The 23,416-nt window shown below is 58.3% G+C and carries 12 protein-coding genes; 7 read left to right on the top strand and 5 right to left on the bottom strand.

The window, feature by feature from the left end; translation table 11 throughout:
- Positions 1 to 129: 129 nt before the first annotated feature.
- The gene (locus tag IEV82_RS19735; protein WP_188483802.1) at positions 130 to 4,926 is read right to left on the bottom strand and encodes a beta strand repeat-containing protein; all 4,797 of its coding nucleotides are present in this window, start codon (positions 4,924 to 4,926) and stop codon (positions 130 to 132) included.
- Positions 4,927 to 6,250: 1,324 nt separating this feature from the next.
- Here IEV82_RS19735 and IEV82_RS19730 point away from each other — a divergent pair.
- Positions 6,251 to 6,553: a helix-turn-helix domain-containing protein gene (locus IEV82_RS19730; RefSeq protein ID WP_188483801.1), complete on the top strand. Its 303-nt coding sequence runs from the start codon at positions 6,251 to 6,253 to the stop codon at positions 6,551 to 6,553.
- Positions 6,554 to 6,674: 121 nt separating this feature from the next.
- The gene (locus IEV82_RS19725) at positions 6,675 to 8,342 is read left to right on the top strand and encodes a hypothetical protein (RefSeq protein ID WP_188483800.1); all 1,668 of its coding nucleotides are present in this window, start codon (positions 6,675 to 6,677) and stop codon (positions 8,340 to 8,342) included.
- Between the two features lie 96 nt (positions 8,343 to 8,438).
- Here IEV82_RS19725 and IEV82_RS19720 read toward each other — a convergent pair whose 3' ends face one another.
- The 4 genes from IEV82_RS19720 to IEV82_RS19705 form a co-directional block, all read right to left on the bottom strand.
- Complete coding sequence (locus tag IEV82_RS19720) at positions 8,439 to 9,731, bottom strand: HlyD family type I secretion periplasmic adaptor subunit (protein WP_188483799.1); 1,293 nt, start codon at positions 9,729 to 9,731, stop codon at positions 8,439 to 8,441.
- Positions 9,732 to 9,777: 46 nt separating this feature from the next.
- Positions 9,778 to 11,544, bottom strand: coding sequence for a type I secretion system permease/ATPase (locus IEV82_RS19715; protein ID WP_188483798.1), 1,767 nt, complete (start codon positions 11,542 to 11,544; stop codon positions 9,778 to 9,780).
- Positions 11,545 to 11,730: 186 nt separating this feature from the next.
- On the bottom strand, positions 11,731 to 11,922 hold the full coding sequence (locus IEV82_RS19710; protein WP_188483797.1) for a DUF6447 family protein: 192 nt from the start codon (positions 11,920 to 11,922) through the stop codon (positions 11,731 to 11,733).
- A gap of 156 nt (positions 11,923 to 12,078) precedes the next feature.
- Positions 12,079 to 16,299, bottom strand: coding sequence for a DUF4214 domain-containing protein (locus IEV82_RS19705; protein ID WP_188483796.1), 4,221 nt, complete (start codon positions 16,297 to 16,299; stop codon positions 12,079 to 12,081).
- Positions 16,300 to 16,964: 665 nt separating this feature from the next.
- Between IEV82_RS19705 and IEV82_RS19700 the strand changes: the two genes are divergently transcribed.
- The 5 genes from IEV82_RS19700 (at position 16,965) to IEV82_RS19680 (ending at position 23,259) form a co-directional block, all read left to right on the top strand.
- Complete coding sequence (locus IEV82_RS19700) at positions 16,965 to 17,624, top strand: ParA family protein (RefSeq protein WP_188483795.1); 660 nt, start codon at positions 16,965 to 16,967, stop codon at positions 17,622 to 17,624.
- Between the two features lie 3 nt (positions 17,625 to 17,627).
- Complete coding sequence (locus IEV82_RS19695) at positions 17,628 to 17,930, top strand: chromosome partitioning protein ParB (RefSeq protein ID WP_188483794.1); 303 nt, start codon at positions 17,628 to 17,630, stop codon at positions 17,928 to 17,930.
- A 160-nt stretch (positions 17,931 to 18,090) separates the two neighbouring features.
- Positions 18,091 to 19,509, top strand: a complete 1,419-nt coding sequence (locus tag IEV82_RS19690; protein ID WP_229747930.1) for a class I SAM-dependent methyltransferase — start codon at positions 18,091 to 18,093, stop codon at positions 19,507 to 19,509.
- A 4-nt stretch (positions 19,510 to 19,513) separates the two neighbouring features.
- The gene (locus IEV82_RS19685; RefSeq protein ID WP_188483793.1) at positions 19,514 to 21,955 is read left to right on the top strand and encodes a glycosyltransferase; all 2,442 of its coding nucleotides are present in this window, start codon (positions 19,514 to 19,516) and stop codon (positions 21,953 to 21,955) included.
- On the top strand, positions 21,952 to 23,259 hold the full coding sequence (locus IEV82_RS19680; protein WP_188483792.1) for a glycosyltransferase family protein: 1,308 nt from the start codon (positions 21,952 to 21,954) through the stop codon (positions 23,257 to 23,259). Before IEV82_RS19685 ends, IEV82_RS19680 begins: the two co-directional genes overlap by 4 nt.
- Positions 23,260 to 23,416: the final 157 nt, after the last annotated feature.

Here is a 23,416-nt window from a genome sequence, read left to right as displayed (position 1 = left end):
ACTAAACTTCACTGTCTATTTTTCTTGATACAAGGCCCTTGATCGCCACAAAGAAAAACCCCCGCCTTGTGAGCGGGGGTTTCTGTTTTTTAACTGCGAACCCAAGTGGAATGGGCGGTTTTGCTCGCCTTACAGAACGAATATTCCATCAGCAGCTGCGGCCGTAACAAGATCGTTACCAAACGCAACACCAACAAGTTGAACAATGTTCGTTTCAGTAAGGTCCGTACCCGCAATAATAGTGCTTTCGGCTGCTCCATCACCATCAGCATCGAGACCAAAGGTAATCAAGTTTGCAACACCGATATTAAGGTGCAATGCTTCCGTCAGCGCAATGATATCAGCGGACGTCTGGGCAAACACCTCAGTTGTTGTGCCAAGTGCTGTATTACTATCGTAGAGCGTAATCACACCAGTTGCACTGACCTCAAAAGACTCGATCGTCAAACCATCAGAACGAGTGATAGGTCCACCACCAATATCTTGACGTGCGGTTACTTCAACAATCGCATCAGCAATGTTCGCATCACCGATTACGTCCAACTCGTCAACTTGAGCCGCTAACAACGATAGTTCGTAGTCCGTGATGACAACGATGTCTGTTTCTGAGTCATTACCTTCAACCGTGAAGGTATCGGCTCCATCGCCACCTGTCAAAGAGTCAGAACCGCCTCCACCGTTGATGAAGTCATCACCAAAGCCACCACTGATGATGTCTGCAGCCGCTGTACCGACCACATCGTCAACGCCTGCGCCTCCACGGTAGTCAAGGACGACGTTCGTGAGGTCCAATTCGTCTGCAGCACCGACTGCATAATCGACAACGGTCGTGGCACCGAGAGCATTACCCGTAACAATGAGTTTCTCGGTCGCACCGTCGTTTACGCCAGTTACTGCATAGACGCCGTTAGCAGTACCAGTGTCGTTGAGATCAACTGTCAGTTCGACCCCCGACGCCAAAAGGGCTTCCTCTACGGCAGCCAATCGAGCATCTGTGAACGTAGCATTAGCGTTCACAACCATCGTGTCTGCGGTACCAGTACCAGAAGTGACGGTATCACCATCGCTCACGACAAACGTGTAGTCACCATTCGCTGCACCAGAGAATTCATCGACGAATGCTGTACCAGTCAGTGTGTTGGTACCGGCGTTACCCACAATGGTTAGACCGTAGGTCAGAGCACTTGCGTCGATGTTTTCGTTGGTCGTTGTTGCCGTGGTGCCATCGATTTCTGTCAACTGAACAACCTCAACACCTGTCACGTTTGCACTCAGAACAAGGGTTTCGCCCAGTTCCGACGTGAAAATGATGGCATCGTTGCCCGAGCCGCCTTCGATGGTTTCGGCTGCGCCATGGTCAGAAGACGAACTGATGAAGACTCTGTCATCGCCAGAACCTGCATTGATGTTATCAGTCGCAGTTCCGCTAAAGATAGCGTCGTCACCTGCACCTGCATCCACAGTCACAGCATCTGCACCCAGAACAATGTAGTCGTTCAGTGCAGAACCAACGAAGCCTTCAATCGACGTCACTGTATCAACTGAATAATCGTCAGCAGTCGCACCTTTTGCGGCAGACAAATACTGAACAGTACCCGATGCCAAAAGATTATTCGGGTCAAGGTTACCAGTAGCAACGGTACCACCCATGACGGTCGTGATGTCCGCATCTGCAACCGATTCACCGCTGAAGTTGACAGCCATACCAGTAATGGCTGTCTCGCCATGCGATGTCAGACCTGTGATGTCCGCATAAGACACGGTATCGGAACCTGCGCCACCGTTGATGACGTCGGCACCCGCTGCTGCTTGGATGAAGTCGTTTCCAAGGCCACCATTGATGACGTCATCGCCGGAACCGGAAATGATGGTCTCGTCGCCACCACCAGCGGTGATGTTGAAGCCTTCTGTCTGGCCGGTCAGCGTTACCGAAGAACCAGAACCCAGAGTGACGTTTTCAACGTTCTGCAGCTTGCTGTCTGCCGTGGAGAACACGAAGGACGAACCGCCGCCGATCACGATTGTATCAACGCCCGAGCCACCATTGATGTCATCGGTGCCATCAGCTGCTTGGCTGGTCAGGTTGATGATATCGTCACCGCCGCCAGCATTGATCGAGTCCTGACCTTCACCACCGGTGATGGTATCAGCACCGCTGCCGCCCAAGATTTCGTCGTCACCAGCTGCAGCGTTCATGTTTGCACCGGTTGCACCGGAGATCATGATGTCAGCCTGGTCGGTACCCACAAAGCGTTCGACGCCCGAGAAAGTCGTGACCATTCCGGAGCCGATGTTCCCGGTGTCGTTGGAGCGTGCGTAGGCTGTCAGTGCGCCAACAAGATTGCTTGCGCTTGCGGTCGCGCCACTTGCACCGTTCAGGAACGCATCGCTTGTCCCGATATTGATGATGATACCGTTCGCTTCTGCAGCACCGGCAATATCAAAGTTCAGAACGTCCGTACCATCGCCCAGATCGACACTGTTGGTTCCAACCCGACCATTTGCACCAGCGCCGAGGTTGACAGTATCACTGCCTGCACCGCCAGTTACAGCGTCATTCATGCTCGAGAGCAGTGTGACAGTATTTGAGCCATCGCCCAGTGTGACCACAGTACCCGCGCCACTTGCCGCCGCGTTGCTGACGGTCAGGTTGACCGAGCCGGTGTTCGTGGAGTTGATGGCACGTGTGGAACCTGCAGTGCCGGAGCCCAGCAGAACGGTGTTGAATGTCGCATCAATCGAACCATCACCCGACAGTGTGACCGTGTCGATGTTGCCGGCATCGTTTGTCAGAACGAGACCTGTGATGTCGCCATTTGCAGCGGCCAGCGTGACATTGCTCACACCACCGATGTTGTTCGCAGCGACTGCACCCAGGAACACGTCCTCGGTTGCGGTCACGTTGATCGAGGACAGACCGGTCGATGCAGCAGCACCACCGATGGCACCCATTGTGACTTCACCACCTGTCGAATCGATGTTCAGGTTTGTGAACGCTTCTGCTTCGGCAAGAGTCCCAACAGTCACGGCTGCGCCGGTTGCGTTGAGGTTCAGCGTTTCCAGACGTGAGGAGGACGCAATGTCACCCAAGACAACGTTATCCGTACCGTTTGTCGCAACACCAATGTTGTTGACGGTCAGCGATGTGACAACGTCGGACACAACGCCAGCCGCAAGCGACGTGTCGTCCAGTGTCACTGTCGGGGCAGCGCCACCGCCAACGGCATAGAGACCGTTCTGCACGTTCAGCGTGACGTCAGAGACGTTTGTGAAGCTGATCGCATCATCAGCCGCATCGTGCTGGGTCTCCAAGTCCACAACGACAGCTGCGTCGGTCACCGAGTTGCGGTATCCGATGGAGATGTTGCCGCTTGTAGACAGATCGGATGTGCGAACAGACGTGCCGTTGATCAGGTTCGACAGCGTGATGCTCGTCGAGCCGCCTGCGATGTTGAACTCGGGCGTGGCGGTCGATTTTGCCATGTCGATGTTCGTGTCGGCAGCGTCGAGCGTCCTGATGACTTCCATACCAATCAGTTCTGCCTGAGCACCGCCGGTGGAGTTCTTCATGAAGAAGTTGTCTGCGCCCGCACCCATGCTGATAGCAGAGCTGTTGGTCAGTGCGTTTTCCAGTGTGATCAGGTCATTGCCCGCACCGGTCAGGATGGTCGTAGCACCAACAGAGTGGATGTCGGCGGTCGACACGTAACGTGCATCGACGGTCGTTATTGTGCTTGCAAATGCGTTCGCGTTTTCGAACGCTGCATCACCTTCGACGATCAGTGTACGGATATTTGCGCCAACCACATCTGTGATCACGTTTTCGGCAGTACCGTTCGAGATGATGCGGACTGTTTCAACGGTTGTTGCGGGCGTCAGTGTAAACACACCGCCGGCCACACCATCGGACAGCTTGACGCTGATTTCGTCTGCAAGGCCGGTGGTTGCGAGATCGTTGATGCTCACGGTCATGTTTGTGCCGACAGTTCCAGCAAACTCGTAGGACGGGCCGGTTGTCTGAACGTCGACCAGTGTAACGTCGCCTTCACCAACAACTTGGTAGGTCTTGATGCCATCCCAGTTGGTCACATCGATTGTACGGTCGCCGGACAGTGCGTTGAGAACAACGGTTTCAATGTTCTGGACAGTCACGTTGGAAGCAACGTCTTCGATCAGTTCGACATTCAGCACGTCAGCGTCGGTGGTCGACGGGTCAATGATGGTGTCGCCGATGCTGAGCTCGAGAACCACACCGGTCACGGTGTCGCTACCACGTGTCAGTTCGACGATATCTGCCTGCGGCGTTAGATCGACAGTCACACCTGGGAAGAGTCCGTCAAATGCGGTGACGATCACTGCCTTAGCGGCATCTACCGTGGACGATGCGGAAGTCACGTTGTCGATGATCGACTTGGCGCTGTTCTGTGCGATCTCGCTGTCGCCATAGGAATTCGGCTCGGTCAGGCCAACTTCGATGGCTTGCGCCGTCCAGGCGTTTGCAACTTCGATCTTGTTCAGAAGCGTCGTGATGTCCTGACCTTCGATAGTGTTCTGGGCACCCTGGATGATCTCGAGGATGATTTCACCAACCGAGAACGCGTTTGTACCGGCGATCGACCCCTGCAGAACTTCACTCCAGAAATTCAGACCAGCCGCATCGGGCGTACGGTTGAACAGGTTCAGATACAGCTCGGAAATGAACGCGTTTGCAGCAGCAGCCGACGGCTCAACAAAGAACGGGTGCACTGCATATGTTTCTTCCTGGGCCGCAAAGTACGTTGCGATATCCACAAGCGGCACGACCGGGTTTGCGACTGCGCCCTCCCAAAAGTCCATGCCATACGGATCCGGTGCGCGATCATAATAACCGATATAGATTGCCGCAGCCTGCTGTTGTGCAGTCAATGCGCTTAGATTGAACGCCATAAGTGTAGCTTCCTTTTAGGTTCAGGGACGCAGCGGCGTGCCCTAAAAACGATTACGTGTCGCTCCACAACCGACCCCCCAGATGAATCCCACAGGATGCGATTCAAATACGGCGGCCGCAGAGCTCCGTAAGTGGGTTTAATTGGTGAAAAGCAGCGCCACAAGAAGAAATATACAGTGCTTTATATACCTTCCCAAAAATAATTGTAAATATCTGTTTTTAAACAGAAAATTACTTTTCGGGCAGAACATTTCGGCATTCGTTTTATATTATTCATGATATTAATTTTTGAATTAAAATATAAATTTATCAAAAAATATCTTAATATAATTAATATATATAAAGTTTTCTTTTGCCGGTGTCTTGCATTGCGATTCTACCAAAAGAAAACGAAATACCAACTGAATTCCATCGGCATATACATGTGCTGCAATACCACCATGCGGAAGGCCCAAACAAAAGGGCTTTCGGAATGAATGAAGAAAGACAACGACAGATCATGGCCGAAGCACTTGGACCGTCGTGTACACACAAGACGCATCGCTTCTCCATGCACCCTCATGGCAAGGGGCTTTCGCACACCGACCCCACTCGGAGGCTGGCGCCCGTCAGCAGCCGACACCAACGCGCCGCGCCAAGCAAGACCGGCAAAGAGCAGGGGTGCGCCCCAGAAGCCTTCCAAGTTGTGAGAACCCGGCAGCACAAGCGGGTTACCCCCGCGCTGAGATCCTGTCGAGGCAAGACGCCAGACCACAACACCTTTCAGAGCGAGGCTGGAGGACGTTTGTCTACCACCACCAACCCAAGGGTAAGATGGGGCCCATCGATTGCCCGGCACCGTTAAGGCGCCCTCCATACGCCGCGTCTCATAAAGCATTGTGCGCTGACATCGCGCAGGTCTTCTGACGAGTGCCCAATCGAAGACGGAGAGCCTTAACGCTTACGGATTTTCTGCCCCTCGACCAGCGTCGACACAACCAGGCCTCACCCGAGGTCTGTCGAGCTCGGGGATCAAAATCCACGGGACATGTCATGACATTGCCCGGGTTGACTCGCAGCTTTTGGCGCGAATCAATCAGTTGCATTCCGGTTCTACAAAAGGGATCACAATAGCGAAACCAGTGCTGCGCCCTTGGGCCGATCAAAATCTGGTCTGATTCCGCTTGAAATTGCCAACGATCAGAGCACGAAGATAACATTGTTTCACAAAACCATGACGATGTTTGCCATCGGCAAAATCCTGCTGTATAGTGAATCACTGGATGTGTTCGTTTCGAAAGGGCGGGCGCTTTACACCCGAAGCTGCCAATTAAGGGTACAACCATGCTTGCAGAGCTGCACAAATCGACGCCGGAAGAGGCAAAAGAACAGCGAGCGACTTTGGGTCTTTGGCTGAAATCACTGCGCGAAGCCAAAGGGCTGTCGCAGCGCGATCTCGCCGACCTGCTGTCGCTGGATTACTACACGTTCATTTCGCAGCTCGAGAACGGCCGCGGCAAGATCCCGTCGCATCGCTACGGCGAATGGGCCGAAGCGCTGGGTCAAGAGCCAAGAAGCTTTGTACGAGAACTTCTGCGCTATTATGAGCCGCTGACCTACCAGATCCTGTTCGAAGACGCTGGCTGACCTTCGTCAGCCGCCCTGTGGACACATCCTGGCGGTTTATACGGACAGCATCTTCTCTGGATCGACGCGTCGATCAGAGGTATACAGGTGTACGATTTAGATGGATCGGGACAGTCCTCAGATGGCGAAAATTCTCTCATTCACGCACAAGGGAAACACTCCTTCGGAGCAGCATTTCCTGAACCACGAGGTCCAGACGCTCTCCTTTCACGTAAATGAAGATGGTGCTGTCAGCCTGGGTGGTCTTGCGCGCACGTCCCTGCCAGGTCTCTTCCCCGATCCGAAGAAGGATTGGAGCAATCAGGAACTCGCCAATCTCTTCCGTGTTCGCCAACTGCTCAATGCGGCCAATGTCCCCGTGGAAACGGATCGCGGCGTCACCGACGAAGGTGATCCGTGGTTTGTCTTCTGTCAGCCGAGCGGCGAAGTGTTCATCCATCTCTGCCGGATCGATGGGCTCTATGTTCTGGACAGCCCCAATGTGCTGCGGCCCTTGCGGGGTGCAGATTTCAACGAGCTGATTGCGGACTTCACCAATCAGGCCCTTCCAGCTCGCACGTCCGGAGACGACCCGGAACGTCGCGTGATCCGGCTTGAGCGTGGCGGCAAGGTGCGCCTGCACCCGTCGGCCATGCTGGCTGCCCTGATCTGGACTCTCTTCCTTGCCTCGGAAGAACTGGTCCTTCTCGCACCCGAAAAGACGGAAGCTGATCTGGACAGCCTGCTGGATTTGGACGGGCTGGTGTCGCTGGACGGTACACAGACACTCCTGACGGATGTGGATGTTGACGGCTTCTCGGTCGGGTTTGATCACACTGGCAAGGATGCAAGCTCCGAAACGGTGTTTGGCCCCATCGATACAGCCGGTCATTCAGGGTTTCGCGACAGCTCGCAGCAACAGGGTTTGGCTGTTCATAACAATGCCTTTGCCCTTGGCCTCAGCACCATTGCAATCGCAATGGGCTTCATGTCTGAAACCGTGTTGCTCGAAAATCAGCGCAAAGTCCTTGAAGGCCTCAAAGAGCTTGGCCTTTCCAAGTACGGAGACGACGGACAGGGCAGTGCAGACAGCGAAATGGTGGGTGACCCGGCAGACAGCACGATGTTGACCATGCTGGCGGAATTCATTGGGATGCACGATCTTCAGAACAAGGCAAATACAGCCGCGAGCCAATCTGACGCTCAGGCCGTGGAGCTGGAAGAGAATCTTGCTCATCTCACGGCAGATGTCATCGATGAAACTGCGATTTTCAAAGCCAAGTCCCCCACCCCGGCAATCGTCCGAGACAACACCGCTGCCTCGGAAAAAGACGCGCCGATCATTAAAACCGACGCCAGGGACGACACTGCGCTCTCTTTCGCATTGGAGTCCGACAGCGATGGACTGAAAGGCGAGACGGTCAGCCTGCCCGCGTTCCTTTCGAGGAACTCCCAAGCACCGCAGCCGCTCATGGAAGAGTTCAAGCTGGGGCAAACCACCATCAAGGCCAGCTTTGACATCAATGAATTCGACGGTTTTGCCATTTTCGAATTGATTGATACGACCGCCACAGAACGTGCCACCAGTGTCAGAGAATTTGACGCCTTGGCTTTGCGACTGATCGAGTTTCTCGAAGCGAAAGACGGCGATATCGGCTTCATCGAACTCGAGAACGAAGTCATCATGATCGACCGAACAGCCGTCACAGGTGGTCAGACAGAATATATCCAGTGGGAAGCCACTGACGGGCGCACCATCTCCTTTATCGGATTGGCCGCGGATTTCGAACAGTTCGACATGATCGCCTGATCAACAGTCAGACCCAAATAAAAAAAGCCGACGCTCTGTACACAGAGCGTCGGCTTTTTTTATTGAGCCACAGACAGGAAGCCCCTGCCCCGGCGATCACTCTTCGATCATGCTCTTGCGCACAGCATCCATCAGCGGCGAGACGATGAAATTCGCCACGGTCCGCTCACCTGTCGTGATGATCACATCCGCCGGCATGCCTGCCGTGATGCGATCCCGGATCTCTTCCGGGATGTCATTCTCGTCAACTGTCACGCGCGCCAGAAAATAGGGCGGATCATTGGGGTTTTCTGGCGTGATCACATCGCCGGATACGCTTTCGACAGATCCCAGCATGATTGGTGTCAGCTTGGTCTTGAAGGCGGTGAACCGCACCTCGGTCAAAAGGCCCGGCGCCACGTTGTCCTTGTCGATCGGCGACACGCGCGCATTGATGACCAATTCTTCATCCTCGGGAACCAGTTCCATCAGGATATCGCCGGGGCGCACAACCGACCCGACCGTATGCACCTTGAGGTTCTGGATCGACCCGGACCCCGGAGCGCGGATTTCCGTGCGGTTGAGCACATCGGCCGCAACCGTGCGGCGCTCCAGCAATTCGCTGATCTCGGCGCGGATCTGTTCAAGCTCGGTATTGGCGCGCTGGCGGTATTCCTGTGCCAGCTGAAGAATTTGCAATTCAGTCTCACCGATACTGGCCCGCGCCTGTGCGATATCTGAGATGACCTGACCCAGATTGGCCTCGATCTCGATCATCTCGTCTTCCCGCTGGCTGAGCACGTTGCCCTGGATCAGACCCCGGCTTTCGCCGTCGCGCATCCGCTCGAGCATTTCGGTGTAATTGTCGATGCGGCGCTGGAAGGCGGATTTCTGCAATTCCAACCCTTCGATCTGCACCTCGATCTGTCCCATCCGCGCACGCAGGATGTCTTCCTGCGATTTCAGGATCGACCGGCCCTCGCGGAAAAGATCAAGCTGGTCTTCCTGAACAGCGCCGACAATCTGGTTTTCACCGGACACGAGATCAGCCGGAAACGCGATTTCCGATTCCAGCTTGCGCTCTGCCAGAAGGCGCGCTTCGATCATGCGGGCCACGTCCAGACGGGTAGAGAGCACGTCAAGGTTGGAACGCGCCTCGATGGCGCTCAGGCGCAGCAACACGTCACCCTGATCGACACGATCCGCTTCGGCGACGCGGATCTCCTCGACGATCCCACCCTCGAAATGCTGCACGACCCGGCGGTTCCCCTCGAGAGAGATCGTCGCAGGTGCCACGACGGCACTGTCGAGCTTTGCCACGGCAGCCCAGCTTCCCAGAACCCCGAAGGTCAGAAAGATCAGGACATACCCTGCCAGAGCGACGGGTTTGGGACTTGGTTTCTTGACCATTGTGGTATCGGCTCCTCAAGAGCAATCGTCTACAGATAAGGACGGATCAGGCGCGCGGCTTGTCCGTCATGCTCACAACAGCGGGAGATCCTGCCCCGGCTGCTGCTGCCTCTTTTTTCTGCTGATCTTGCTGGGCCGCAGCCTGCTGCTGAGCCTGCGCAAAGATCTCTCGGGTCGGACCGAACTTCTCGATCTGGCCATTGACCAGCATCAGGGCCTTGTCCGACAGCGCCAGCAGGTTGGCCTTGTGGGTCACCAGGATCACGGTCTTGCCGCGCTTCTTCATCTCCTGGATGCAATTGGCCAGCGCCTGTTCGCCATGGGCGTCGAGGTTCGAGTTCGGCTCGTCCAGAACGATCAGGCTGGGTTCGCGGAACACCGCACGGGCGAGGCCCACACGCTGGCGCTGACCACCGGACAGACCATTGCCGCCATCACCCACATCCGTGTCATAGCCATCGCTCAGCGTGGCGATCATCTCATGCGCGCCCGACAGGGTGGCCGCCGCCACGATTTCCTTGTCCTCGACATTGTCGATAAAGCGCGAGATGTTTTCCGACACAGTGCCCCGGAACAGTTTCACATCCTGCGGCATGTACCCCATGTAGCGGCCCAGCTGGTCGCTGTCCCAATGGTGCAACTCGACCCCTTCAAGGCGCACAGCACCCGATTGAGGCTGCATCGCACCAACAAGGTGACGTACCAGAGTCGACTTGCCGGACCCGCTTGGGCCGATCACCGCCAGCACTTCGCCTTGTGCCACATTGAACGAGATCCCCTTGAGGATCGGTTTCTTGGAACCGGGTGCCGAGGCAATCAGGTTCTGCACCACCAGGTTGCCCTTGGGGGCAGGCAACTGCATGCGCTGTTCTTCGTCGCCCAGCGTCTCGAAAATCTCGGTCAGGCGCTTGTGCGACTGGCGCGCGGCCACGAACTGCTTCCATTGACCGACGGCCTGTTCAACAGGTGCCAGCGCACGGCCCATGACGATGGAGGCCGCGATCATGATCCCCGGAGAGATTTGCTGCTGGATCGCCAGATAGGCACCCATGCCGAGAATGGCGATCTGCAGGGACATGCGCACGAACTTGGTCGAGGCCATGATGGCCCCTGCCCTGCCCGATGCCTTTGCTTGCGCGTCAAGCACGCTGTCATGCTGCTTGAGCCAGCGATTGGTCAGCGGCTTTTCCATGCCAAGCGCGCGGATCACTTCGGCGTTCTGCACAGTTGTGTTGACGAAATGTGCCGCTCCGGCATTGGCGGTGCCCGCTTCCTGCAAGAGGCCGCGGGTCGCAAATTCATTGGTCAGGGCCAGGGCAAAGATGATCAGCGCACCGATGGTCGCCACCAGCCCGAGCCATGGATGGAAGGCAAAGACCAGGGCCAGGAACAACGGCACCCATGGCGCGTCGAAAAACGCCAGGATCCCCTGCCCCGTCAGGAATTCGCGGACCCGGTCCACATCCTGCAACGTGGCATGCGCGCCCGAGTTCGGTGCCAGCAATTGCTTGCGCACCACGCGGTTGAAGGCCGGGTTGGCCAGCATGTCGTCGAACTGCAGCCCCGCCCGCACCAGCATCTTGGAGCGGATGAATTCCAGAAAGCCGTAGGTGACCAGCATGGCCACGGCGATTCCGGTGATCATGAGCAGGGTGAATTCGTTCCGGCTCGCCAGCACGCGGTCATAGACCTGCAGCATGTAAAGCGGCCCGACAAACATCAGGAGGTTCGAAAAGAAGCTGAAGATCACCGTGGCGAAGATGATCGCCTTGAACCGTCCATACGCTTGTTTGAGAGGCGACGTGGCTTTCATGCGCGAACGTCCTTTCGGCTTAAAGCTGATCGGTTCCGATGTTGACTGCTCGGGAACCGCCTGATTGTCAAATTCCATACACCAGACGTGCGGGTGATGCAATTGAGCTGCATCCCCTGCCATAGCCGACAGTGATGAAAAAACCCTATGCGGGCCTGCGGCATGAAGACCGCAGGCATAACGCGCTTAGGCGTCCTTGGGCAGCGCGCGCTGCAGCGCCTGCGCATAGGCGTTGCGCGCCGTCTGGACGATCGCCATCTCGCGCTTCAGCTCGGCCAGCTTGTCGTCGCAATACTTGGTGTTGAGCATGTTGTTGCGCGCCTCTTCGGAGAGCGCGTCGGTGTCGTATTCTTTTCCGTCGATGGTCACTTTGGCCATGGGGGTGGGTCCTTTTGCAATGTCATGTCTTTCGTTGGACGGTGCTTATCCAAACCGCTCCGAGGATGCAAACCGCACCAAAGAGAAAGCCCCCGGGAGTACCGGGGGCTTTCCTGATGTTCTGTCGGGGAGCGGACCCCCCGAAGCGAAGATCGCTTAGACGACGACCGCGTAAGCGCCGAAGCCGTTGTCCAGAAGATCGTTGTAGGCGTCCGAACCAACGAGGTTGACCTCGTCCAGTCCTTCCAGCGAGTCGCCGAAGTCGAGGCTACCCAGCTCTACCGCAGACACATCGGTTGTGGGCGAGGTGGTCGCGGCATTCCAGGACAGTTCGAACACTTTGTATTCGCCCAGGTTGCCGGCATTTTCGACCATCAGGATGGCCTTTGCCTCACCGTCCACGACATCGGCATCGTTCGGTGCAGAGAAGTTGCCCTGCACAAAGGCACCATTGTCGTAATCCGACGTGTTGTTGTAGAGCGCCGCGATGTCAGCAGCCGAGAGGCTGTCGAAGGTGTCGGGGTCGGTTGTGTCGTTGGTGTAACGAACAACGATGACCTCGTTCGCAGCGGCCGTGCCCGCATCCGCATCGATCCCGTAATCCAACGTGACGTCGATCAGGGTTTCCGAAGCGGAGGAACCGGACGGGCTTTCCAGGCTTGTCAGGTAGTCCGAGAAGTCCAGGAAGTCCGTGCCCGATTCGAGGGTGAAGATGTCGACAACGGTTGTCCCGTTTGTACGAGCACCAAGATCTGCCTCAAAGAAGGTAGCCAGAGTCCCGGTATCATCCCGGTCCTGAACTGAGAAGCCAACACCTGCCGCACTTGCCGACGGGTCATCACCTGTCAGGGTGATCACGTCACCTGTGGCAGATGCCGTGAAGTCCGAACCCACCGCTGCATTGATGCCTGCAACGATTTCATCCGCGATCTCGGATGTGACGGTGGTTTCCGAAAGCGTGATTTCCAACGGCGAAGCAGCTCCAATGCCAGTGATGATAGCGACTGTCACACCACCAGGAGTGACCGGGTACACAACAGAGACACTGTCACGGATATCGAACACCGCTGTCTCAAATGTTGTCGGAACCGGATCACCTGCAGTGGTGAAGTTCATCACCGTGTCGTCACCGAAATCGGACCCGGTCATGACGATGGTCTCGTTCGACGCACCGTTGAGCAGCGCATTGTTGCTGCTGACGGTGAAGTTGTCCGGAGTGTCGCCATCCGCATCCGTGCTGAGAACGATCAGATCGTCATCCGCACCACCGTTGATCACGGTATCGACTTCATCATCCGACGCCGAGCCAGCGGTGTGAAGGTTGGTTTCCAGCTCACCAACAGTTGCCGTTGTGGAGTTCTCGGCATCGCCAGTTGCGCTCAGACCGTCGAACCATGCATCCGCACCATCCGAAGTTTCCAGATCGACACCAGCCGCTGCATCCGCAGTCGAAACGCTCGACACATCAATCGTCGAGTCGCTGAACACCGACCGTGCTTCGGTCTGAACCGCGGTCCAGCTGTCACGATCCGGACGTTCGATTTCGATCCGCAGATCGGATGCATCGAAATCACCCGATGTGGTCGATGTGATCACCAGCGTGTTGTTGGAGCCCATGGACACCGTCAGCAACTGGCTGAGGATCGGATCGTCGTTGATCGCTTCCATGATGGCCGCGTTCACGTCCCGCTGGTCGCCGTAGAAGTTGTTGCCGTTGATCAGATCGTTGATCTGGGCCGACGCTTCGTAGCCGTCCTGGAACGGGTTGGCACCGAGTGCATCGTCGCTCTCGAGGTCAGCCGTCATGACACCGCCACCTGCGGACAGGTCGCCGTCGACACCGGCACCCGACAGGATCACGGTCACGGTTGCGCCACCCAGATAGGCCAGCGATGTCTGCTCACCCGGAAGATCGTCCGGATCGAAATTGCCCAAGGGGCCTTCGTCATCGACACGCACCGCGTCGAAGTTAAACGCCCAGACAGCTTTAACGCCGCTTTCGCCCGGATTACCGTCGGTGAAGATGCTGTCGTCGCCAGCGCCGGTGTTGATGTTCGCAACACCGTTGCCGTACAGGTCAACGAAATCGTCGCCGTCGCCGGTTTCGATCAGCACGTTGTCCAGGATCGCCTGGTTCAGCTCTTCATCGTCATCGCCGTCCTCGTTGACATCCATGTCAACAACAACGCTGTCGTCGCCACCGCCGGTGGACACGCTGAACGAGGAGTTGGCGAAATCAAGCGCGTCGCCGTCTATGGAGACGTTGATGTCGTCTTCGCCACCGCCGGTTGTCACGGAATAGGCCGTGTCGGTCTCGGAACCGTTGTAGTTAAGGCCCAGAGTCACATCACCACCGCCCTGCGCCGTGATCGTGTCCGCGTTGACCACGCCATTCAGGGTCAGGTCGCCAAGGAAGGCATCCGCGTTGATCAGGCTCAAGGTGCCGCCGAAGCCTTCACGCACTTCGAGGCTTGCAAAGGTTTCACCCTGTGCGAACATCGGATCGGTCGCGATATTGACGACGTCAAGCGCGCCAAGTGTCGACTGGATTGTTCCCAGGCTGGACGGCTTGGTCATGCCACCGTTCGGGTCTTCGTTGCCGGCACCCAGAACATTGATGTTGAACACTTCGATACCGCCAGCAATGCCGTCCTGAACGGAAGGCGCCTTGCCACCGATGATCAGGTCGCCACCGTCGCCACCACGGCCAACCTTGTGCAGGTCGATGTCGATGGAGATCGGCTGGTCTTCGATGCCGAATTCGGATTCGAAACGACCGTAGACGTCGTACTCGCCGATTTCTTCTTCGATCCGCGAGAAGCCGGTTGCCGTGACCTGCGAGCCGTCACCGGATGTCAGAACCATCGCCGGGATCGGGTCGGATTGCGAACCGTCGTCGATGAAGGTGAAATCGGTGATGGTCGGGTCCAGAACAAGCGTGGTGCCGGCCGGCAGCGTGCCGTCTGCGATCAGCGCCTGAAGCGGTGCCTGCAGCGCGTTCACGAAGCCCTGGTGGGTGCCAGCGATGTTCGCCGCGGAGGATTCGATGGTGACGTCGGTTTCGGTGCCATCCGCGTTGGTGATGGTGAAACGGATACCGTCAACGTCGATGTTGTTCAGGCGGTTCGGGTTGCCCGCGAGTTCCGCATCTTCGTCCAGCAGGAAGTAGAAGACCTTGCCTTCGGCTTCCTGACCCGACAGCAGGTAGTCGTTGTCGAACAGGACTGTGAGGTCGGACGCATCGTAATCGGAGTTGAAGTTGTCCGTGTGATCCATCGTGATGGTGATGTCGGACGTGTTGCGGGCAACACCACCCTCTGCGACCGGCTTTGTCAGCGTGGTCAGGTTCTCGATCGTCAGATCACCGTCCGAGAAGTAAGAGCCGATTTCGTTGTGGCCACTGATATTCTTGGCGTCAATGACAACGTCAGGGCCATCAAATTCCTCACGCGAAAAGTCTTCGCCATCAGTCAAAACTTCGCCGAACCCAAAGAACGAGCTGGAGTAATCACGTGCTTCAAAATCCAGTTCTTCGATGTTCTTGATGCGAGGCTGAATATCGATGCCAGGATTGAATACACCGCTGCTGGCACCCACAAATTCGTTGGTGATTTCAGCATAGAGGCGATCATTGCCTGCGCCACCGTCAAGACGGTCGGCCGAGGCCAGCGAGTTGGAAACGCCACCTGCAAACGGGTTCTGCTGGATGTAGGCATTGAACTCGTCGTCATCGGATGTGCCGTTGATGACGTCGGTTGCCGATGTCAGCAGGTATTCTTCACCCGGAACAGGTGCCGGCTCGAAGAAGTTGTCGATGGTCGACTTGGCTGCAGCGACTGTCGCCTGCTCGTCCGTCACACCTTCGATGATCGACTGCGCGCTGCTCTGAGCGGCTGTGTCGGTGGTGTAGTCGATGTCGGCGGCTTCGGCAGCATTGGTCCAGGTGGTCGCAACTTCGATCTTGTTCAGGATCGTCGCGCGGTCATTGCCTTCTTCGGAGTCCTGCGCGCCTTCGATGATGGAGAGAATGATCTCGCCAACAGTCAATGTGCCTGTGCCATCGATGGCTGCGAGCAGTGCTTCGCTCCAGAACTCGAGACCAGCCTGGTCGGGAGCACGGTTGAAAAGGTTCAGATAGACCTCAGTGATGAAGGCATTCGCCTCTTCCGCTGTCGGGTCGCTCAGAAAGGGATATGCGATCAGAGTCTCGGGCTGCGTTGCGAAATCCGTGGCGATGTCCGCGAGGCTCAGATTGGGGTTGGCGACGGCACCTTCCCAGAAATCTTCACCCACCGGATCAGCTGCGCGGTCATAGTAACCGATGTAAATCGCTGCGAGCTGTTGCTCGGTCGTCAGCGTGCTTAGGTCGAGAGCCATTGCTTGTCTTCCTCTTAAATTTCGGTGCCTGAGTTATTCGGCCCCATCCACGATCTTTGTTGTCGGATGACAAATATTGGGCCTTTTGAGCTCGTTTTTGTCATTTGGCGATCAACTGCGTGATCTTGTAATAATAAGATTCTCATTCAACAAGCGAAAATGTATAGCAAATTACACACCCCCTGGGGGTTTTCGCCTATGTGTTTGTTTATTATGAGAAAAATGTTTTAATTTTTGTTCCGTGGTTGCGTATCGGCAACAAAATGGGTGTAATTTTGTACCCTTTAGATACCTTTGGTGATTTTCGGAGAGGGTTGGCACCGCGGCAACGTGCATCCCCAGAGGTCATGACGCAGGGTGCGAAACCTGCGGAAAGCAACGGCTACAATCGAACCGGTTCATTGAATTATCGGGTTGGTTTTTTTACCGGGTTCTTGCGAACACCGGATTTTTAATTATACCGGATATTTTTTATTATCCGGTAAGTTATTTTATCCGATTATTTAATTTATCCGTACCGGATATTCATTTTTATCCGATATACCACTTTACCGGATTTACAAGCAAACCCAATTTCCCTAAAAACCGGATAACCCTAAAAATCCGGTAACCAAAAATACCAGATAACCAAACAAAAATACCAGATAACCAAAGAGGAGCCCTCCATGCCAACCATCGTCGTGGCCTCTCCCAAGGGAGGCGCAGGAAAATCAACGACCGCAGTGCTCCTGGCCACTGAGCTCGCGCATGAGGGCGTCCCCGTCACGATGCTCGATTGCGACCCGAACAGGTCCCTGTCCCTCTGGGCTGGGCAGTCGGAACTCCCGCAAAACATCACCGTTTTATCGAACATCACCGAAGCCGACATCGTGCGTACGATCAAATCCAACGACCAGGATGGACAGGTCGTCGTCGTCGATCTGGAAGGTGTGGCCTCGCGGCTCGTGAGCCGCGCCATAAGCCAGGCCGATCTTGTCCTGACCCCAATGCGCGCCACCACGCTCGATGCCACCATCGGTGCCCGCGCACTGCAGCTCATCGCGGAGGAAGAAGAAGCACTCGACAGGACAATCCCCCATGCCGTGGTCTTCACCATGACCAAGGCCATCGTCTCAAAGCAGCACAAGGGCATCGAGGCATCGCTGCGCGAGCAGGGCGTTGACGTGATCGACCCACCGCTGATGGAGCGTGCCGCCTTTTCCGGACTCTTCGCCTTTGGAGGGGATCTCTACTCGATGCCCGCACAAGGCAACATGCAGGGCGCCCGCGACAATGCCCGTGCCTTCGCCATGCAGGTCTACAAACGTCTCGCAGAGGAGGGCTAATCCATGTCCGACAAGAACCCGTTCGGGATCTCTCTCAACCCCGGAAAGCTGCGTTCAAAACCAAAAGACACAAGTGCCGAAACCGTCGCCCGAACTGACGACGCCGCCGAGAAACACGGCTTCGTCGATCGCAGCCCACAAAAGCGAAGAGGTCGCAAACCCAGTCCCCGCACCGGACAGGTCCACGCAAAGGTGATGCCGGATGTCGCAAGGGAAATCGCAGCAGAGGCACGCTTTCGCGGCGTGCAGCAGGGTGTGATCATCGAAGAGGCATGGGCCTTCTACAAAGCGCAAAACGACCAGTGATGTCGCGGCGAACTGCCTCGCAACCCAGGCCGTTCGTGGTCAAGATCGGCTTGAAAGGCTCCGCGGGATGCGCGATGGCACAACCGTCATGCGCGCCGAGGATCATGCGGCAGGATGAGCAAGACTTGTTGAGGCAAAGGCAGAGGGCAGGGCACCGTTCATGACACAGGATCATCCAACCGGATCCGCAAGCGGGCTGACCCGGCACAGGCCCTCGGCGGAAGACCGTCTTGCTGCACCCCCCAAGCTGGCGGCCCCTGCCACCGCGCCCGACCCCACCAGGACCAGCAAGCTGGCCAGCGTCACTGCCCTCCTGACCAGCAAAAGCAAACCCGAACAACCCGCCGCAGCCGCCGCACCAGCAGGATCCAGGACCATGACCAGCCGCCGCAAACTCACCCCGATCAAACGCATTGAGCGCTATGTCTCGGCCATCTTCAAGCTTGGGCGCACCGAACACATGGCCAAGGATGGACGGAAACGCATCGCCCGTGCCGAGCTGCGCATGGACGATATCGAAAGCGAGCTCGGGCGCTTCGGCGACGACATACGCGAGATTTGGCACAGTTCAGGAGAGAGCGAGCGCAGAATTTCCGAACTCCGAAACATGCTCCAAGACACGGGTGCAATGGGTTCGAAACTGCTCGACGACATTGCCCTTCTGCAGCAACGGCTCGATCAGCATCATGTACTGACCGACAGTCTTGTGCACGAATTCCGCAACAAACGCGCGCTTTTGCAGGAGACACTCAGAGCCGAAACATCGCTGATGGCGCGGGTCTTTGCGGATCTCTCACGCCGGGTCGATATGATCGGGCAACGGACCGGTATCGCATCAGAGGATCTTTCCACACCCGGCGCACAGATCGACCTGCCCGCCTCGGAGGGTTTTGAGGCCTTCAAGGACAGCTTCTACCACCGGCTGGAAAACCGCTATCGCGGCTCGGTCGAAGAGATCGCGGACCGGCTGCGGATCTACCTGCCCGATGTCGAAGCGGCGGTGATGCGCAGCGGCGGCAAGCCTGTCATGGATATCGGCTGCGGGCGCGGCGAATGGCTGGGACTTCTCAAGCGCGCCGGGATCGAGGGCTTTGGCGTCGACACCAACGCGGTGCAGATCGAGGCGGCGAAAGAGCAGGGGCTCGACGTGCGTCTGGGCGATGCGCTCAAGGCGCTGGCCGAGATGGAAGACAATAGCCTTGCGATGATCTCCGCGCATCACCTGGTCGAACACCTGCCCTTTGACGCCGTGGCCTGGATCGCCCGCGAGGCGCTGCGCGTGCTGGCACCGGGTGGGATATTGCTCTTCGAGACCCCGCACACCCGCAACGTGCTGGTGGGGGCGACGACCTTTCACACCGATCCTACGCACCTCAAACCGATGCCCGAACAGGTGCTGACGGTGCTCTACGACACCGCAGGCTTCGACCCCGTCGAAGTGCGCGCCCTCAACCCCCATACGCGGTTCAAGGAATTCCTCGACACGCCCGATTTCAACGACGAACTGGCCTTCCTGCTCTTTGGTCCGCAGGACCTCGCCGTGCTGGGCACCAAGCCTGCACCTAAGGACGAGGAGTAAGCCCATGCGCATCGGTGTCCTTCGCACGCAGGTTCCCTTCGTGCAGGGCGGGGCAGAACGCCACGCCGCCAATCTCGTCTCGGCCCTCAACGCTTACGGTCACGAGGCGACCGAGATCACGCTGCCCTTCAAATGGTATCCCGGCGAGGTGCTGGCCGATCACATCCTCGCCGCGCGCATGCACGACATCTCGGAATTCGAAGGTGTGCCGGTGGATCTGGCCATCGGGCTCAAGTTCCCGGCCTGGCTCGCCAACCATCCCAACAAGCTCTTCTGGATCATCCATCAGCATCGCGCGGCCTATGACCTCTGGGCTGCGGGTGATGCCGATCTGATGCACGACCCCGATGGCGATGCGCTGCGCCAGCTCATCCATGCCGAGGACCGCGCCGCCTTTACCGCCAGCCCGCATCCGCTCTATGCCAATTCCGGCAACGTGGCGGGGCGCCTGAGCCAGTATCTCGATCTCGACGCGACACCGCTCTACCACCCGCCGCCCAATGCCGAGGCGCTCTGGCAGGGCGAGTATGGCGACTACCTGTTTGCACCCGGCCGCATCAACCCTTCCAAACGGCTGGAGCTGATCCTGCGCGGGCTGGCTGCCACCCGCTCGAAGATCAAGCTGGTGATCGCGGGTGTCGCGGAAAACCCCGGCTATCAGCAGGACCTGCACGCGCTCGCGCTGGATCTTGGCGTGGCCAACCGGGTGACATGGCTGGGCCGGGTCGATGACGCCACCCTGTTGCGCCATTACGCCGAGGCCCGCGCGGTGGTCTTCGTGCCGCAGGACGAGGATTACGGCTACATCACCCTCGAGGCGATGCTGGCCGCGCGCCCGGTGATCACCGTTTCGGACGCCGGTGGTCCGCTGGAATTCATCACCGATCGCGCCGAGGGCCGCATCTCCGCGCCCAAGCCCGCCGATCTCGGCCAGGCCTTCGAGGAACTCATGTCCGATGCCGCGCTGGCCGAACGCATGGGGCAGGCGGGTCTGGCACGCTACACGGACATGCAGATCACCTGGGAGCACGTGGTTGAGACCCTGGCCGGGCGCTCTGATCAGGCCGTACATCCGATCCCGGTGACGGACAGCGCGGGGCAGGGGGACACAGTGGCCCCGGAGAGCGCCACAGAGGCCCCCCCAGAGCTGTCGCCGCAGGATCAGGCGGTCCAGACACTCAAAGCGGCCATCGCGCCCCCGGAGCCGCCAGAGGGCCTGCCTTTTGCCAGCATCGAAGACGTGCTCTCGGCCTACGCCTTCGACGAACTGCCCGCTCTGCTGGGCGACGATGCCCCCCCGATCGACACCGGGCTGGCCAGCTATCTCGGCACGCACTGGACGCGCTACATGACCACGCTGCGGGCGCTGGACGGCATTCCGGTCACCTCCGCCCTTGATGTGGGTGTCTTCCCGCCGCTGGTCTTTCAGGCGCTGCTGGCAAACCGTTTTCCGGGCGTACAGATGGCGGGCCTCTGGGAAGGCCCCGATCCGTACGTTCAGAGCGTCCGAACCGTCGGGAACAGCGACCTGCCCGGGTTCGACATCCGGCTCGAGGCCGCCAATTCCGAACGTGATGCCTGGCCCTACCCGGATAACAGCTTCGATCTGGTCACGGGGATGGAGATCCTCGAACACCTGGCGCTTGATCCGTATTTCTTCTTTTCCGAGGCTGCACGGGTGCTCAAACCCGGTGGGCACATCCTGCTCACCACACCGAACGTCGTCAGCCATCGCGGCGTGAACAAGATGCTGAACGGCACAGCCCCCTATTCCTTCGGCATCTTCGTGCCCTCGGGTGGCGTCTACGGGCGTCACAACCGCGAATACGCGCCCCAAGAGTTGCCCGAACTGGGGCAGGCGGCGGGGTTCCAGACCGTGTCGCTGCGCACGATCGACGTCTATGACCGCAAGGTCGATCCACGCACGGCCGAGCTTCTGGTGGACCGCGGGGACGATCTTTCCTTACGGGGAGAAACCATTTTCTACCTCGCGCAGAAGGCGGGCCGCGCCACCGGCCTGCCCAAGCGGTTCTACCATGGCGACCCGACCCGCATGGCAGGCGCGCTGTCCGTCGCTTCCGTCGAAGACAGCACCGGCCTCACCCGCATCGCTGTTCACAACCGCTCTCCGCAATGGTGGGCCGTGTCCGGCGATCAGGCCACCTGCGTGCTGGCCGAATGGATCGACGCGGACGGCAATCTGCGCCACCAGCACCTGATGCAGCCCATCACCGCCCCCATCGCGCCCGGCACGAGCGGCGAGATCGCGTTGCGGCTCGACCCGCAAGGCACCGAAGCGCAAGGCCGTCTGCGCCTGCATCTCTACCAGGCGGGGGTCGGTGTCATGACAGGCTCGGGTCGCGCTGCCACGCTCTCGCTGCCTTGCTCGCAGGAGGCGTTCCTGCGTGTTGCCCGCTCCACCCCGCTGCCGGGGGAGGCGTCATGAAACCCGGCAGGAAGCCCAAGGTTCACTGGGTCTCGCCCATCCCCGAGGCCAATACCGACATCGCCCATTACACCTACCGCATCCTGCCGGAACTGGCCGCTGCCACCGATCTGACCGTCTGGACCGATGCCCGCCATTGGGACCGGGCGGTGGACGCGATCTGCCCGGTGCGCAAGCTCGACCCACACCGCACCCTGCCGCGCGATTTCGCGCGCTCCGGCCATGGCGACGGGCCGGATGCGATCTTCATCCATATCGGCAATTCCTGGGTCTTCCATTCCGGGCTGCTGCAACTTGCCCGCCGGGTGCCCTCGGTGATCGTGCTGCATGATCTGGCCATCCAGGAGATGCTGCACGACGCCCTGCGTTTCGCGGGCTTCCCGCGCGACACCTACGAGGCCGAAATGCTGCGCTGGCATGGTGAGGCGGGGCTGGCTGCCGCACAGGATATGCTGAACCACCGCTTGGGGGCCAATGTGCTGTCGGAAACCTATCCCGGCTTTCACCTCGCCCTCGACCGGGCCGTCGCGGTGCTGTCGCACACACCGGCCGCTTTTGAGGCAGTCAAGACGACGGGCATCGTGCCCTCCTACCAGCTCGACCTGCCCTTCCGCCCCTCGACCAGAGCGCCGTCGGCCAGGCGCGCGCAGGATGGCCCACTCAGGCTGGTGCAGTTCGGCCATATCGGCCCCAACCGCCGCCTCTGGGAGGTGCTGGAGGCGCTGGGGCCGCTCAGGGGCGAGATCGACTTCCGCCTCGACATCATGGGCAATGTCTGGGACCGCGCCCTGCTGAGCGAGAAACTCGAACGTTTCGGGCTGGAATCCCGTGTCACCGTGCATGGTTTCGTGCCCGAACCCGAGCTTGATGCGGCACTTGCCGAGGCACATCTCGTCTTCAACCTGCGCTATCCCACCATGGGCGAGGCCTCGGGCAGCCAGCTGCGCATCTGGAACGCCTCTGCCGCAGCCGTGGTCACCGATCTGGGCTGGTACGGCTCCTTGCCCGACGACACCGTGTTCAAGATCCCCCTCGAGGGCGAGACCTCGGCGCTTCAGGATCTGGTCCGTCGCGTGAACGCCGACCGCTCCCTCGGGGCCACCCTCGGCCAGACCGGCCGTGCCCGGCTCGAGGCCCGCCACACGCCTGCGCTCTATGCGCAAGGCATCGCGGAAATCGCAGAGCTCTTTCCCGAGGACGCAGCACAATCGCTCCATGCCCGGCGGATCCGCGAAACCCTCGCCAAGGCGCCCCAAAAGACGCCGCTCTACGAGACCGCGCTCAAGAAGAGGCTGTTGCGCTAGACGGCACAGCGACTCTCCCTATTGAACCTGAAACTCTCCAGTAAACCCGGGGCGTGTGTGGATGCCCCCTGTTTGGCAAGCATTATCTTCGATTTTCGGCGGGGCCTTCGATCGGACGTGTGTCAGGCCTCTGATTGTGGCTTTCTATGACGCCACG

It is taken from the genome of Marivita lacus (assembly GCF_014637725.1).
Lineage (GTDB): Bacteria > Pseudomonadota > Alphaproteobacteria > Rhodobacterales > Rhodobacteraceae > Marivita > Marivita lacus.
This window is presented reverse-complemented; position numbering and strand designations above follow the sequence as displayed.